Here is a 13,793-nt window from a genome sequence, read left to right as displayed (position 1 = left end):
TGGCTCATCCAAGGCAGAGTGGAACCGCGTCGTTAGGCGTCTCTGTAGCGAAAGCTGCAGGGGCGCCTTTTTTGATTGGATCTGTCCGTATGCGATAGGAATAGAAGGTGGGGGGAAACTATGTTCAAAAGAATCCGATCCGATATCCAGGCGGTGTTCGACAACGACCCGGCAGCACGAAGCTGGTTCGAAGTGATCTTTACCTATTCCGGTCTGCATGCGATTTGGAGTCACCGGATTGCGCACTTTTTTTACCGCCGCCGCTGGTATACCGCTGCACGTACGATTTCGCAGATCAGCCGGTTTTTCACCGGCATCGAGATCCATCCGGGAGCGCGGATCGGCAATCGGCTGTTCATCGACCACGGGATGGGCGTTGTGATTGGGGAAACTTGCGAAATCGGGGACGATGTGGTTATCTATCAGGGAGTCACATTGGGCGGCAGCGGTAAGGAAAAGGGCAAGCGCCACCCGACCGTCGGCAACAATGTCGTTATCGGGTCGGGGGCAAAGGTGCTTGGTTCGTTTAAGATCGGAGACCAAGCGAACATCGGAGCAAACTCGGTTGTCCTGAAAGAGGTGCCTACCGGCAGCACCGTGGTTGGCATCCCGGGCAAAGTGGTTCGCCAGGACGGAAAACGCCTGGACCGCCTCAGCCATCAACTGCCCGATCCGATGGTTGACGCGATGCGCGAGATGCAGCGCGAGATCGAACAACTGCGAGGCGAGGTCCTCGAGCTCAGGGGGCGGCTTCGCGATAAGCAGCCGAGTGAGCTGTGAGCTACTGCTAGGCGAAAATCTTTATGCGAGGAGTCTGGACGACCGGCGGGACAGCGGAACTTGAGGTCCCTTGATATAGTCGGTTATGCGATCGTGGTTTCCGAGTATAACGGACTCCAGAGACGTTAATGTTGTTGGATTACCAGCGGTCTCCATTGTAACGGACTGAGGTGACGTTATTTGCCCTGGATCAGCGACTTAGCATATGAATTGGGCGAAATAAGGTCAATGGAGTCCGTTAAATCGGGAAATCCCTGGGAAATGGGAGAATAGCGTCTCTGAGGTCCGTTAGCGGTCGACAGCGACCGAATGAATTCAAGAATCGAGGGAGTAGCGGAGCGACCGACTGAATTCAAGATTCGACGCCGAGTCCACTCCCTTGAAATACTTCGTGATGGGAAGCCAATTTGAAAACTACCTTACTAAGGAAGGAAAATGCAGTATGGGATTGCAGATTTATAACACCTTAACCCGCGCCAAGGAAGAGTTCGTCAGCCTGACGCCCGGAAAAGTGAAGATGTATGTTTGCGGACCTACCGTCTACGGTTATATTCATATTGGGAACGCGCGGCCGATGATCTTTTTTGACGTGGTGCGCAGTTACCTGGAGAATCAACAATATGATGTAAATTACGTCGTAAACTTTACAGATGTGGACGATAAACTGATTCGCAAAGCGGAAGAAATGAACCTGACCGTACCCGAAGTGGCTGAGATGTTCATTAAGGCCTACTACGAGGATTTGGACGGACTCGGGATTCCGCGCGCCACGGCCAACCCGCGGGTCACGGAGAACATGGAAGTGATCATCGACTTTATCCGCGACCTGGAGCAAAAGGGATTTGCTTACGAAAGCGGCGGGGACGTGTTCTATCGTACGAACAAATTCCCGGAATACGGCAAGTTGTCCGGACAAAATATCGGCGAGCTGCAGTTCGGTATCCGCATTGACGTGGACGATCGCAAGGAAAATCCGGAGGATTTCGTGCTATGGAAAGCGGCCAAGCCCGGCGAAATTCACTGGAGTAGTCCATGGGGCGAGGGTCGCCCCGGCTGGCATATTGAATGCTCGGCAATGTCCCGGCAGCTATTGGGCGACACGCTAGACATTCACGGCGGGGGTCAGGACCTGCAGTTCCCTCACCACGAGTGCGAGGTAGCGCAGTCGGAGGCCGCCACCGGCAAGCCGTTGGCGAATTACTGGATGCATAACGGATATATCAACATAGACGGGGAGAAGATGTCCAAATCGCTTGGCAATGGCGTACTTGTCAAGGATTTGCGCTCGCTATACAAGCGGGAAGCCATCCGTTACTTCATGCTGTCGACCCATTATCGCAACCCACTGAACTTCTCGGAAGATACGATGCAGCAGGCGGAACGCAGTGTAGAGCGGATCAGCAATGCCGCAAACAATCTTCGTCATCGGATGAATGCGGCGCCACAAGGCGGAGATACGCAGGTCACGCCAGATTGGGCCGAGAAGCTGAAGGCGGTCCGCGCTTTGTTCCACGCCAAAATGCAAGATGACTTCAACACGCCGGACGCAATTACGGCGGTGTTCGAATGGGTGAGCGAGGTCAATACGCTGCTGCAGCAGCCGGTCGCCGGCCGTGGGGATCTTGAAGCGGCGCTGAAGCTGTTCGAGGAGATGAACGGCGTACTGCGCATCGCGTTGCCGCCGGAGACTGAACTGCCCGGCGAAGAGATCGAAGCGCTGATCGCGGAGCGGGCCGAAGCGCGGAAGGCCAAGAACTGGGCCCGCGCGGACGAAATCCGCGACCTGCTGGACGCCCGGGGCATCGTGCTCGAGGACACGCCGCAGGGCATGAGATGGCGGCGCAAATGAGCGGGCCGCACGGGCCAGGCGCAGGGCAAGGGGCGCTGACCGGGCCGCAGCCAGGGCAGACGGCTCCCGGCGAAGAGACCGCAACGTCCCAAAACGCCGCCGCGCTGCCGCCCCTTGCTCCTGAAGGCGGGGCCGCAGCCTCAGAGCTCGGCACATCCGCCGCGCTCTGGTTCCCCGACCCGCCCGCCAAGCCCGCCCGGCTGCTGCCGCCGCTGGCCCTCGCCTACATCGGCGACGCCGTCTATGAGGTCGCCGTCCGCCAGCATGTGATGGCCCGCCCGAATTTGCGGCCCCACCATCTGCATGGCCAGTCGACGAAGTACGTCTCGGCCAAGGCGCAGGCGCGGCTGCTGGAGTTGATCGAGCCGCTGCTCACCGAAGAAGAGAAGGACGTTGTCCGCCAAGGGCGCAACGCCAAGTCCGGCACGGTGCCTAAGAACGCCAACGTGCTGGATTATCGCCTCGCCACCGCTTTTGAGAGCTTGGTGGGGTACCTGTATTACACTGGAGCGCATGACCGCCTTCGCAGGTTGATCGCCCAAGGATTCGCTGATTTGGAGAATTATCGGGACCGCGGTTAATGACGCGTCACCATTGCATAGGAGGATTCCGATGGAGGAACAAGAATGGATCGGCGGCAAACATTCGCTGCTCGAAGCGCTGCATGCCGGCCGCACGATCAATAAAATATGGGTGGCCGAAGGCGCCCAAAAGCATCTGACCCAGCCCATCGTGGCTGAAGCCAAAAAACACGGTATCATCGTGCAGTTCGTGGACAAACGCAAGCTGGACCAAATGGCACCCGGCCTGCAGCATCAGGGCGTAGTTGCCCAGGTTGCCCCGTATGCCTACGCGGAGGTGGATGATTTATTGGCCCGCGCGCAGGAACGCGGCGAAGACCCGTTCTTGCTGATTCTGGACGAGATCGAGGATCCGCACAACCTCGGTTCGATTTTGCGGACGGCCGAATGCACGGGGGTGCATGGGGTGATCATCCCTAAACGCCGCTCGGCAGCCGTGACGGCTACCGTGTCCAAAACCTCGGCAGGGGCCGTGGAGTACATCCCCGTCGCTCGGGTGACGAATCTGGTGCAGACGATGGAGCAACTGAAGGAAGCGGGCGTATGGATCGTCGGTACGGACGTAGGTGCAAAAGAAGAGATGTATCGCAGCGGCAACGTGCTGACCGGACCGGTGGCGATCGTCATCGGCAATGAGAACAAAGGCATGGGACGGCTGGTTCGGGAAACTTGCGACGTTCTGGTCAAGCTCCCGATGAACGGTCGTCTTAACTCCCTGAATGCCTCCGTCGCCGCCGGGGTTATCATGTACGAAGTGTTGCGCAGACGACGCGCTGAAGGATAAAGGCCATGCGCGATTTGCGCGATGTGCTATTGGTTGACGGATACAACATGATCGGCGGGTGGGCTGAACTGGCCGAACTGTCCAAACGGGACCTGCAGGCCGCAAGGGACAGATTGCTTGAGCGGCTCGCCGATTATCAAGCCTTTTCTGGAAGAAAGGTGATCGTCGTTTTTGATGCTTATCGGGTTCCGGGGCTTGGGAAAGCCTATTCCCAAAACAAGGTAGAGATGTATTTTACGAAGGAGAAGGAAACGGCGGACGAATGTATAGAACGGCTGGTCGGCGAGCTCAAGCACCGTCGTCGGCAGATTTATGTTGCAACGAGCGATATGGTAGAGCAACACGTGATTTTTGGTCAGGGGGCGTTGCGGGTATCGGCTCGAGAACTCTTAATCCAAGTGGAGCAAAGCGAGAAGGAAATCCAGGCTAAAATCGCCGAGCGCAGCGCGAATTCTAGCCGCAATACACTAGATGCCAAGCTGACGCCAGAGCAGCGTAAGCTGTTCGAACGATGGCGCAGGGAATGAAAGGGCATTCTCAAGTTCTGCTACCAAATGCCCTTGACAAAGTTCGACTTTACATCTTTTGGTACTTTTGCGGTTGACGCTAATATGCACCTTCATATATACTGTTCGTATTACTTGAATGAGTGACGGGGAACCGTGCGTTGCGGCCGGAGGGATTTGTGGTGAGTGTCAAACTCGAAACATGGGTAAGGTTTGACTATGAGATCCAAAGTGACGAAGACATTGTCGAGGCGGTTCGGGAAGGCGACAGTGAAGCGTTGGAGTACTTGATTAACAAGTATCGGAGCTTCGTGCGCGCCAAGGCTAGGTCTTATTTTCTCATCGGCGCCGATCGCGAAGACATCATCCAGGAAGGTATGATCGGACTCTACAAATCGATCCGGGACTTTCGGGGGGATAAGCTCGCTTCTTTCAAAGCGTTCGCGGAGTTGTGCATCACGCGCCAAATTATCACCGCGATTAAGACGGCAACGAGGCAGAAGCATATTCCACTCAACTCGTACGTTTCATTGGACAAGCCGATCTACGATGAGGAATCGGATCGGACGTTACTCGACGTCATTTGCGGCACTCAGGTGAGTGATCCGGAAGAGTTGATCATTAATCAAGAAGAGTTTACCGGCCTAGAGGACAAGATGTCCGAAATTCTCAGTGATCTAGAGCGTAAAGTGCTGATGCTGTATTTGGACGGTAGATCCTATCAGGAAATCGCAGTGGATTTGAATCGCCACGTTAAATCGATCGATAATGCCCTGCAGCGCGTAAAACGTAAGCTGGAACGTTATCTGGAAGTGCGCGACGGCAGCATTTGAACTTATTTTCATTTTAATTAGGTCTTACATAAACAAGTAGACTCAAGGGTTGCCTGGTTGCAGGAGGCCCTTTTTTTACCACAAAATATCGACACTCCAAAGATTCAGAACGGCCGCAACTAAGCGGATTTACTGACCGGATCCCGTTTCTTCTCCCTTGCTTCTCTTCAGCGTTTCCCCTACGGATTTCTCTCTCAAGGGTTTATCTTCCAAATTCGTGAGCTATACTATAAATAATCGAAGAGGTTGGCTTGATGTCTCGTTGACACGGGTAGTGCCATGTGATAAAGTGTTTTAGGTAGGCCTAATTTTGTGTTTCCCTTTTTTAGGTGACAAACATTTGATTTAGGTCAATATAGAGACAGCTCATTTAGAATGTCTTCGGGAGGTGCACATCATGCGGGTAATAATTACGTTGGCTTGTACGAATTGCAAACAAAGAAACTACACGACAACGAAAAACAAGCGTAACCACCCCGACCGCATGGAGATGAAGAAATTTTGCAAGTTCTGTAACGAGCAAGTTCCTCATCGCGAAACCAGATAGTCTTTGGAGGTGTAGTCGCGCATGAAACGTAGTTTTAAGTCGTTGTTTTCTTTTTTCTCTGAGAGCTGGGCTGAGCTTAAAAAGGTTCGCTGGCCTAATCGTAAAGAGCTGACTAATTATACGCTGATTGTGCTCGGTACAATTACCGTTGTCGCGATTTATTTTTGGGTTCTGGACATCGGCATCTCTGCTGTGATCGAAGCGATAATTTAAGAAGGGTCCCTAGGTGGCTTGATATGGAAAAAAGATGGTATGTCGTTCATACCTATTCCGGGTATGAGAACAAAGTCAAAGCCAATTTAGAAAAACGCGTCGAGTCTATGGGCATGGAAGACAAGATATTCCGCGTTCTTGTTCCGATGGAAGAAGAAGTGGTAAACAAAGACGGGAAGAAGAAGACCGTCATGCGTAAAGTTTACCCCGGGTATGTCTTGGTGGAAATGATCCAAACCGACGATTCTTGGTATGTTGTTCGCAACACGCCGGGAGTCACCGGGTTTGTTGGCTCTACGGGTTCTGGTTCCAAACCTACGCCGCTGCTCCCTGAAGAAGTGGAACAGATCTTGGCGCATATGGGGATGGAGGAGCCGAAGCCGGTCATCGAATTCGAGCTCAAAGAATCCGTGCGCATCAAGGTTGGTCCGTTTGCCAATTTTGTTGGCTCGGTGGAAGAGATTCTGACCGAGAAAAGCAAGGTCAAGGTTCACGTCAACATGTTTGGACGAGAAACCCCACTTGAACTGGATTACACTCAAGTGGAGAAGATATAAGGTTTCTTAGGGTTTCAAAGTGGGAGGGGCTGGTATCAGTTCCGTCTACCACAATTAGGGCAAGGAGGTGTTTTACATGGCGAAAAAAGTTATTAAAGTGGTAAAACTGCAAATTCCTGCAGGTAAAGCGAACCCTGCACCTCCGGTAGGTCCGGCGTTGGGTCAAGCAGGTGTCAACATCATGGCATTCTGTAAGGAGTTTAACGCACGTACCGCCGATCAAGCAGGTTTGATCATTCCGGTTGAAATTTCGGTGTTTGAAGACCGTTCTTTTACTTTCATCACCAAAACTCCTCCGGCAGCCGTTCTGCTTCGCGTTGCAGCGAAGATCGAGAAGGGTTCCGGCGAACCGAACAAGAAGAAAGTGGCTACCGTGAAACGCGACACCGTTCGTCAAATCGCGGAGCAAAAAATGCCTGACCTGAACGCAGCATCCGTTGAAGCGGCTATGCGTATGGTTGAAGGTACCGCTCGCAGCATGGGCATCACGATTCAAGACTAATCTTGGATCCTCGAATGGAGGTCAAACTCCATTCTCAAGTGGGAGGAATTTCCGCTAATACCACAAAGGAGGACGAATTCATGGCTAAACACGGTAAGAAATACCTGGAAGCCGCTAAGTTGATTGACAGCGAAGCGACATATGAGCCTTCTGAAGCCGTTGAACTGGTGAAAAAGGCAGCGACTGCTAAATTCGACGAAACCGTTGAAGCTGCAGTTCGCTTGGGCGTAGACCCTCGTAAACAAGACCAAGCCGTTCGTGGTGTCGTTGTTCTGCCGCATGGCACGGGCAAAACCCAACGCGTATTGGTGTTCGCCAAAGGCGACAAAGCAAAGGAAGCGGAAGCGGCCGGAGCAGATTTCGTCGGCGATCAAGACATGATCAACAAAATCCAACAAGGCTGGTTCGAGTTCGATGTCTGCGTGGCTACACCGGACATGATGAGCGAAGTTGGTAAGCTTGGCCGTCTGCTCGGCGGTAAAGGCCTTATGCCTAACCCGAAAGCAGGCACAGTTACGTTTGACGTAGCTAAAGCCGTTCAAGAAATCAAAGCGGGTAAAATCGAGTACCGTCTGGACAAAGCGGGCCAAATTCATGCGCCGATCGGTAAAGTATCGTTTACTTCCGAACAATTGAATGAGAACCTCAAAGCTCTCATCGACGCATTGAACCGGGCTAAACCGGCTGCTGCTAAGGGCGTTTACTTGAAGAATATCGCGATTTCTTCGACCATGGGCCCAAGCGCTCGCGTGAATACGGCCGTTTACAGATAATACCTCCCGCACTTTGCGGATCGGGGATTGACACACTAGTGTCGCCCTTGGTATACTGAAGCAGTTGTTTTATGTGAGACTTAAATAAGAATATGCTTACCGTAGACAGTAGGTGCCGCAAGGCTTAATTCCCTACCGAGGTGTTGTGATAGAACGTCAATGGATACAGCGTTGCTGTGTGCAGATGATCCATCAAGCCTTCGTGATTCTGCGGAGGCTTTTTTCAATGCCTTGCGGAAGTAGCAAGAGGCTCATGAATCTAATAGGAGGTGTGCAGTTTGGCAAACGCAAATGTCATTCAAGCAAAACAAGAAGCCGTTGACGCTGTAACGTCTAAATTGCGCGAAAGCGCAACGACCGTCGTTGCGGACTATCGCGGATTGAATGTTGCTCAAGTTACTGAACTCCGCAAACAGCTTCGTGAAGCTGGCGTGGAATTCCAAGTGCTTAAGAACACGCTCGTTCGCCGCGCAACAGCTGCTGCGGAATTGACTGAGCTGGACGAAGTGTTGACCGGTCCTACGGCCATCGCGTTCAGTGCAGAAGATGCAGTGGCTCCAGCCAAAATCTTGAGCGATTTCGCCAAGAAGAACGATGCCCTGAAAGTGAAAGGTGGCGTGGTTGAAGGCCGTGTTGTTGGCGTCGACCAAATCAAAGCGCTGGCGGATCTTCCGTCCCGCGAAGGTCTCCTTTCGATGCTCCTCAGCGTGCTTCAAGCACCGGTGCGCAACTTCGCACTGGCTGTCAAAGCCGTTGCCGAGAAAGAAGAAGCAAGCGCGTAAGTTAGCCTTGCGAAAGCAAGTCATCTGATTCGCAAAAAATAAACTATTATATAATGGAGGTTCTACCATGAGTAAAGAAGCAATCTTGGAAGCAATCAAAGGTATGACCGTTCTTGAACTGAACGATCTCGTTAAAGCAATCGAAGAAGAATTCGGCGTAACTGCAGCAGCTCCGGTTGTTGTAGCTGGCGGCGGCGGCGGTGCTGCAGCAGCTGAAGAGCAAACTGAATTCGACGTAATCCTGACTAACGCTGGTGCTTCCAAAATCAACGTTATCAAAGTGGTTCGTGAAATCACAGGCCTCGGCTTGAAAGAAGCAAAAGACTTGGTTGACAACGCACCAAAACCACTGAAAGAAAAAGTGGGTAAAGAAGAAGCAGACGGCGTTAAAGCCAAATTGGAAGAAGCAGGCGCAACTGTAGAAGTGAAGTAATCACTACTTCTCCTATAACAAACCCCTTGAACTTGATTCAAGGGGTTTGTTGCCTATCACCCTCTTATTTGAGGGAGCAGGAATGGATATAATAGGGGACGGACCGTGAATTGATCCTAAGAAATAATGGAGGGAACACGTAATCATGTCAGATCACTACTACTCCAACAAGCCGACCGCAGCTCATGATCGTAAGACTTGGGACGCTAAGTTGAGGGGACAAACCTTTCGCTTTGTGAGTGATGCGGGCGTATTTGCCAAAGGGGGCGTTGATTTCGGAAGCCGTACATTGATCGAATCGATGGACATTCCGGAAGATTCCGAAGTGCTTGATGTTGGCTGTGGTTACGGACCGATTGGACTTGCGGCTGCCAAGCTGGCTAACCGGGGGCATGTGATGATGATCGACGTGAACTCACGTGCCGTGGAATTGGCCAAGGAAAATGCGGCTGCCAATGGCGTGAACAACGTGACAATTACGGAAAGCGATTTGTTCTCGGCCGTAGGAAACCGGCAATTTGACGTTGTGCTGACCAATCCACCGATTCGCGCCGGCAAAGCCACGGTTCATGCGATCTTTGAAGGTGCCTTTGAACGCTTGCGTTCAGGCGGATCCCTATGGGTAGTTATTCAGAAGAAGCAAGGTGCACCATCGGCGAAGGAGAAGTTGGAGACTCTTTTTGCACGGGTGGAGGAAGTGACGAAGGAGAAGGGGTACCGCATCTTTAAAGCGGTCAAAGCCTGAGATGGAATTAAGGTTGACTTGACAAAATCGATATGTTATTATTATAAAATGTCAGCATTAGGATGCCCTCGGTGGCTTTAGTTTAGTGAAATGTCAATAGCTTTGCGAAAACAATGCATAAAAATGTGTTGTTTTACGTATAATATGCACATTTTGGATAAACTAATAAATACGGGGACATCAGAGCAGAAACAGACACGGATAAATGATGCTCTTTTTTCGAAAGCATTCGATAAGGGCTTTTCTTTATTTGTGGATGAATCCGTATGGTCCTATTATAAGGGCACAAACACGGGTTCGCAATGTATTTTTAAAGTGAGTAGACATGAGGGGTGAGTTTAAGTTGGCAGGACATCTTGTTCAATATGGTCGACGCACTCGGCGTAGTTATGCGCGAATTAACGAGATACTCGAAGTACCGAACCTGATCGAAATCCAGCAGAAATCCTATGAGTGGTTCTTGGAAGAAGGCCTTCGGGAAATGTTCCAAGATATCTCGCCGATTCAGGATTTCACCGGGAATCTGGTGTTGGAGTTTATCGATTACAGCCTGGGCGAACCGAAGTATACGGTGGATGACGCGAAGGAACGCGACGTTACCTATGCGGCGCCGCTTCGGGTAAAAGTCCGGCTTATTAATAAGGAAACCGGCGAAGTCAAAGAGCAGGAAGTATTCATGGGAGATTTCCCGCTGATGACCGAAACCGGCACGTTCATTATTAACGGTGCGGAACGGGTTATTGTCAGCCAGTTGGTTCGCTCTCCTAGCGTCTATTTCAGCACGAAAGTGGATAAGAACGGTAAGAAAATGTATACCGCAACCGTTATTCCAAACCGCGGCGCTTGGCTCGAATTGGAGACGGATGCGAAGGATATTATTTACGTGCGGATCGATCGTACTCGTAAGATTCCGGTGACCGTGTTGCTTCGTGCGCTTGGTTTCGGAACCGATGCGGAAATTTTGGAGTTGCTCGGCAACGACGAATATATCCGCAATACGCTTGACAAGGACAATACGGATTCGACGGAGAAAGCGCTGATCGAGATCTACGAACGTCTGCGTCCAGGCGAGCCGCCGACACTAGAAAATGCGAAGAGCTTGCTCGTGGCCCGCTTCTTCGATCCAAAACGTTACGATCTGGCCAATGTCGGCCGTTACAAAATCAATAAAAAGCTGCATATCAAAAACCGTTTGTTCAACCAACGTCTCGCTGAGTCGTTGATCGATACGAACACGGGTGAAATCATTGCCGAAGCCGGCCAAATGGTGGATCGTCGTCTGTTGGACGAGATTTTGCCGCATCTTGAGAACAACGTTGGTTTCAAGAATTACCATGTTGCCGGCGGTGTGCTTGATGCAGATGATGTACCTCTGCAAACCATCGACGTATTCTCGCCGATTGAAGACGGTAAAGTGGTTAAGGTGATCGCGAATCGCAACATCGATAAATCGGTGAAGCATATCACTCCTGCTGATATTATTTCTTCAATCAGCTATTTTATCAATTTACTGCACGGCATCGGCAGCACGGACGATATCGACCATCTTGGCAACCGCCGTTTGCGTTCGGTCGGTGAGCTCCTGCAGAACCAATTCCGCATTGGCTTGTCCCGGATGGAACGCGTCGTGCGCGAAAGAATGTCGATTCAAGACGCTAATGTGATCACGCCGCAAGCTTTGATCAACATTCGTCCGGTCATCGCATCGATTAAAGAGTTCTTCGGCAGCTCGCAATTGTCGCAGTTCATGGACCAAACGAACCCGCTTGCTGAGTTGACTCACAAACGCCGTTTGTCCGCACTGGGTCCTGGTGGTTTGACTCGGGAACGCGCCGGCATGGAAGTCCGTGACGTTCACCCGTCCCACTATGGACGGATGTGTCCGATCGAAACGCCGGAAGGTCCGAACATCGGTTTGATTAACTCCTTGTCGACGTTTGCGAGAATTAACGAGTACGGCTTTATTGAAGCTCCGTATCGTTGGGTTGATCCGAAGACAGGAGTCGTTACCGATCAAGTCGCTTACCTGACGGCAGATGAGGAAGATAACTATATCATTGCCCAGGCCAATGCGAAGTTGACCGAAGATAACAAGTTCGAAGACGAATCGGTTATCGTTCGTTACAACAAACAGTCGGATAACATCTTGACCATGCCGAGCAGCCGTGTAGATTACATGGATATTTCGCCGAAACAGGTCGTATCCGTCGCGACGGCGCTGATTCCGTTCTTGGAAAATGACGACTCGAACCGTGCGCTTATGGGTTCGAACATGCAGCGTCAAGCGGTACCGTTGCTCATTCCGAAGGCTCCGCTCGTCGGAACCGGGATGGAACATAAATCGGCCAAAGACTCTGGTGTCTGCATTGTGTCGAAATATGATGGAATCATCGAGCGTTCGGCGGCTAACGAAATTTGGCTGCGCCGCGTTGAAGTCGTGGATGGCAAGGAAGTCAAAGGCGACCTTGTTAAACATAAATTACACAAATTTATGCGTTCTAACCAAGGAACCTGTATTAACCAACGTCCGATTGTGAAGCGGGGAGAAGTCATCAAGAAAGGTGACATCCTGGCGGATGGTCCTTCGACCGAAATGGGTGAATTGGCACTCGGCCGTAACGTAGTCGTTGCCTTCATGACTTGGGAAGGCTACAACTACGAGGATGCGATCCTGCTTAGTGAGAAGTTGGTGAAGGAGGATGTATACACTTCGATCCACATCGAGGAATACGAATCCGAAGCCCGCGATACGAAGCTGGGGCCGGAAGAAATTACCCGCGACATTCCGAATGTCGGCGAAGAAGCGTTGCGTAACCTGGATGAACGCGGGATTATCCGCGTCGGCGCAGAAATTGCCGCTGGCGATATCCTGGTCGGGAAAGTGACGCCGAAGGGCGTAACCGAACTGACGGCAGAAGAACGCCTGTTGCACGCGATCTTCGGGGAGAAGGCTCGCGAAGTCCGCGATACTTCTCTGCGAGTGCCGCACGGTACGGACGGGATTGTCGTCGATGTGAAGGTGTTCACCCGCGATAACGGTGATGAATTGCCGCCGGGCGTGAATCAACTCGTTCGCGTATACATTGCGCAAAAACGGAAAATCTCCGAAGGCGATAAAATGGCCGGACGCCATGGTAACAAAGGGGTCGTGGCTCGTATTTTGCCGGAAGAAGATATGCCGTTCATGCCGGATGGAACACCGGTACAGGTTGTCCTGAATCCGCTGGGCGTACCTTCGCGGATGAACATTGGGCAGGTGCTGGAAATCCACCTGGGTATGGCTGCATTGCAAATGGGTATTCACGTAGCTACGCCGGTATTTGACGGAGCGAACGAAGAAGATGTGTTTGACACGATGGAAGAAGCCGGTATGCAACGTAACGGTAAAACGATCCTATACGACGGCCGGACAGGCGAACCGTTTGAACGCGAAGTTACCGTCGGCGTCATGCACATGATTAAACTCGCACACATGGTTGACGATAAAATCCATGCTCGTTCGACAGGTCCTTACTCGCTCGTTACGCAACAGCCGTTGGGTGGTAAAGCTCAGTTCGGCGGTCAGCGTTTCGGGGAGATGGAAGTGTGGGCGCTGGAGGCTTATGGCGCCGCTTATACGCTGCAAGAGATTCTTACCGTCAAATCGGACGACGTGGTGGGCCGGGTGAAAACCTACGAATCCATCGTCAAAGGAGAAAACGTGCCTGAACCGGGCGTGCCTGAATCGTTTAAGGTCTTGATCAAGGAGCTGCAAAGCTTAGGTATGGACGTCAAGATCCTGACCGAGAACGAAGAAGAGATTGAGATGAAAGAGATCGACGACGAGGACGATGCGTCGGGCGACAAGCTTAGTCTCAATCTGGAAGGCGCAGAAGTCGGCGTAGAATAGAGCGTTATACAGTCAAATC

At 51.8% G+C, this 13,793-nt stretch carries 15 protein-coding genes and 1 other annotated feature; all 15 genes read left to right on the top strand.

Annotation, left to right across the window (positions count from 1 at the left end; genetic code table 11):
• The first annotated feature begins 120 nt into the window (after positions 1 to 120).
• The 15 genes from cysE to rpoB all read left to right on the top strand — a co-directional run bounded on the left by cysE (position 121) and on the right by rpoB (position 13,774).
• Positions 121 to 780: a serine O-acetyltransferase gene (gene cysE, locus IM700_RS19790; protein ID WP_193418660.1), complete on the top strand. Its 660-nt coding sequence runs from the start codon at positions 121 to 123 to the stop codon at positions 778 to 780.
• Positions 781 to 1,222: 442 nt separating this feature from the next.
• On the top strand, positions 1,223 to 2,629 hold the full coding sequence (gene cysS, locus IM700_RS19785; protein ID WP_193418662.1) for a cysteine--tRNA ligase: 1,407 nt from the start codon (positions 1,223 to 1,225) through the stop codon (positions 2,627 to 2,629).
• Between the two features lie 200 nt (positions 2,630 to 2,829).
• Complete coding sequence (locus IM700_RS19780) at positions 2,830 to 3,210, top strand: Mini-ribonuclease 3 (protein ID WP_418888797.1); 381 nt, start codon at positions 2,830 to 2,832, stop codon at positions 3,208 to 3,210.
• 31 nt (positions 3,211 to 3,241) lie between these two features.
• Complete coding sequence (rlmB, locus tag IM700_RS19775; RefSeq protein ID WP_193418664.1) at positions 3,242 to 3,994, top strand: 23S rRNA (guanosine(2251)-2'-O)-methyltransferase RlmB; 753 nt, start codon at positions 3,242 to 3,244, stop codon at positions 3,992 to 3,994.
• A gap of 5 nt (positions 3,995 to 3,999) precedes the next feature.
• Positions 4,000 to 4,521 carry an NYN domain-containing protein gene (locus IM700_RS19770; RefSeq protein WP_155608368.1) on the top strand — a complete coding sequence of 174 codons (522 nt, stop codon included), beginning with the start codon at positions 4,000 to 4,002 and terminating at the stop codon, positions 4,519 to 4,521.
• A 158-nt stretch (positions 4,522 to 4,679) separates the two neighbouring features.
• Positions 4,680 to 5,333: an RNA polymerase sporulation sigma factor SigH gene (gene sigH / locus IM700_RS19765; RefSeq protein WP_372491028.1), complete on the top strand. Its 654-nt coding sequence runs from the start codon at positions 4,680 to 4,682 to the stop codon at positions 5,331 to 5,333.
• A 397-nt stretch (positions 5,334 to 5,730) separates the two neighbouring features.
• On the top strand, positions 5,731 to 5,880 hold the full coding sequence (gene rpmG, locus IM700_RS19760) for a 50S ribosomal protein L33 (protein ID WP_071784256.1): 150 nt from the start codon (positions 5,731 to 5,733) through the stop codon (positions 5,878 to 5,880).
• Between the two features lie 21 nt (positions 5,881 to 5,901).
• A complete protein-coding gene (gene secE / locus IM700_RS19755) occupies positions 5,902 to 6,093 on the top strand; it encodes a preprotein translocase subunit SecE (RefSeq protein ID WP_009226623.1) in 192 nt (63 codons plus the stop codon).
• 23 nt (positions 6,094 to 6,116) lie between these two features.
• On the top strand, positions 6,117 to 6,650 hold the full coding sequence (gene nusG / locus IM700_RS19750; RefSeq protein WP_193418668.1) for a transcription termination/antitermination protein NusG: 534 nt from the start codon (positions 6,117 to 6,119) through the stop codon (positions 6,648 to 6,650).
• Positions 6,651 to 6,726: 76 nt separating this feature from the next.
• Positions 6,727 to 7,152 carry a 50S ribosomal protein L11 gene (gene rplK, locus IM700_RS19745; RefSeq protein WP_016310704.1) on the top strand — a complete coding sequence of 142 codons (426 nt, stop codon included), beginning with the start codon at positions 6,727 to 6,729 and terminating at the stop codon, positions 7,150 to 7,152.
• Between the two features lie 80 nt (positions 7,153 to 7,232).
• A complete protein-coding gene (gene rplA / locus IM700_RS19740) occupies positions 7,233 to 7,925 on the top strand; it encodes a 50S ribosomal protein L1 (protein WP_155608371.1) in 693 nt (230 codons plus the stop codon).
• An 81-nt stretch (positions 7,926 to 8,006) separates the two neighbouring features.
• Positions 8,007 to 8,159, top strand: a sequence feature (ribosomal protein L10 leader region).
• 44 nt (positions 8,160 to 8,203) lie between these two features.
• Positions 8,204 to 8,707 carry a 50S ribosomal protein L10 gene (rplJ, locus tag IM700_RS19735; protein ID WP_193418670.1) on the top strand — a complete coding sequence of 168 codons (504 nt, stop codon included), beginning with the start codon at positions 8,204 to 8,206 and terminating at the stop codon, positions 8,705 to 8,707.
• Positions 8,708 to 8,774: 67 nt separating this feature from the next.
• Positions 8,775 to 9,140 carry a 50S ribosomal protein L7/L12 gene (gene rplL / locus IM700_RS19730; protein WP_155608373.1) on the top strand — a complete coding sequence of 122 codons (366 nt, stop codon included), beginning with the start codon at positions 8,775 to 8,777 and terminating at the stop codon, positions 9,138 to 9,140.
• 145 nt (positions 9,141 to 9,285) lie between these two features.
• Entirely contained in the window at positions 9,286 to 9,885 is a 600-nt protein-coding gene (locus IM700_RS19725; RefSeq protein ID WP_193418672.1) for a class I SAM-dependent methyltransferase, read from the top strand.
• 343 nt (positions 9,886 to 10,228) lie between these two features.
• Complete coding sequence (gene rpoB / locus IM700_RS19720; RefSeq protein ID WP_155608375.1) at positions 10,229 to 13,774, top strand: DNA-directed RNA polymerase subunit beta; 3,546 nt, start codon at positions 10,229 to 10,231, stop codon at positions 13,772 to 13,774.
• Positions 13,775 to 13,793: the final 19 nt, after the last annotated feature.

The organism is Paenibacillus rhizolycopersici, assembly GCF_014947195.2.
GTDB lineage: Bacteria > Bacillota > Bacilli > Paenibacillales > Paenibacillaceae > Fontibacillus > Fontibacillus rhizolycopersici.
Note: the sequence above shows the minus strand (reverse complement) of the source record. Positions and strands in the feature narration are given on the sequence as shown.

What these genes read in the sequence shown, in the direction of transcription:
- secE (WP_009226623.1), top strand. Translation starts at nt 5,902, where the DNA reads ATGAAACGTAGTTTTAAGTCGTTGTTTTCTTTTTTCTCTGAGAGCTGG.
- rlmB (WP_193418664.1), top strand. Translation starts at nt 3,242, where the DNA reads ATGGAGGAACAAGAATGGATCGGCGGCAAACATTCGCTGCTCGAAGCG.
- rpmG (WP_071784256.1), top strand. Translation starts at nt 5,731, where the DNA reads ATGCGGGTAATAATTACGTTGGCTTGTACGAATTGCAAACAAAGAAAC.
- nusG (WP_193418668.1), top strand. Translation starts at nt 6,117, where the DNA reads ATGGAAAAAAGATGGTATGTCGTTCATACCTATTCCGGGTATGAGAAC.
- rplK (WP_016310704.1), top strand. Translation starts at nt 6,727, where the DNA reads ATGGCGAAAAAAGTTATTAAAGTGGTAAAACTGCAAATTCCTGCAGGT.
- cysE (WP_193418660.1), top strand. Translation starts at nt 121, where the DNA reads ATGTTCAAAAGAATCCGATCCGATATCCAGGCGGTGTTCGACAACGAC.
- IM700_RS19725 (WP_193418672.1), top strand. Translation starts at nt 9,286, where the DNA reads ATGTCAGATCACTACTACTCCAACAAGCCGACCGCAGCTCATGATCGT.
- IM700_RS19770 (WP_155608368.1), top strand. Translation starts at nt 4,000, where the DNA reads ATGCGCGATTTGCGCGATGTGCTATTGGTTGACGGATACAACATGATC.
- rplL (WP_155608373.1), top strand. Translation starts at nt 8,775, where the DNA reads ATGAGTAAAGAAGCAATCTTGGAAGCAATCAAAGGTATGACCGTTCTT.
- rplA (WP_155608371.1), top strand. Translation starts at nt 7,233, where the DNA reads ATGGCTAAACACGGTAAGAAATACCTGGAAGCCGCTAAGTTGATTGAC.
- cysS (WP_193418662.1), top strand. Translation starts at nt 1,223, where the DNA reads ATGGGATTGCAGATTTATAACACCTTAACCCGCGCCAAGGAAGAGTTC.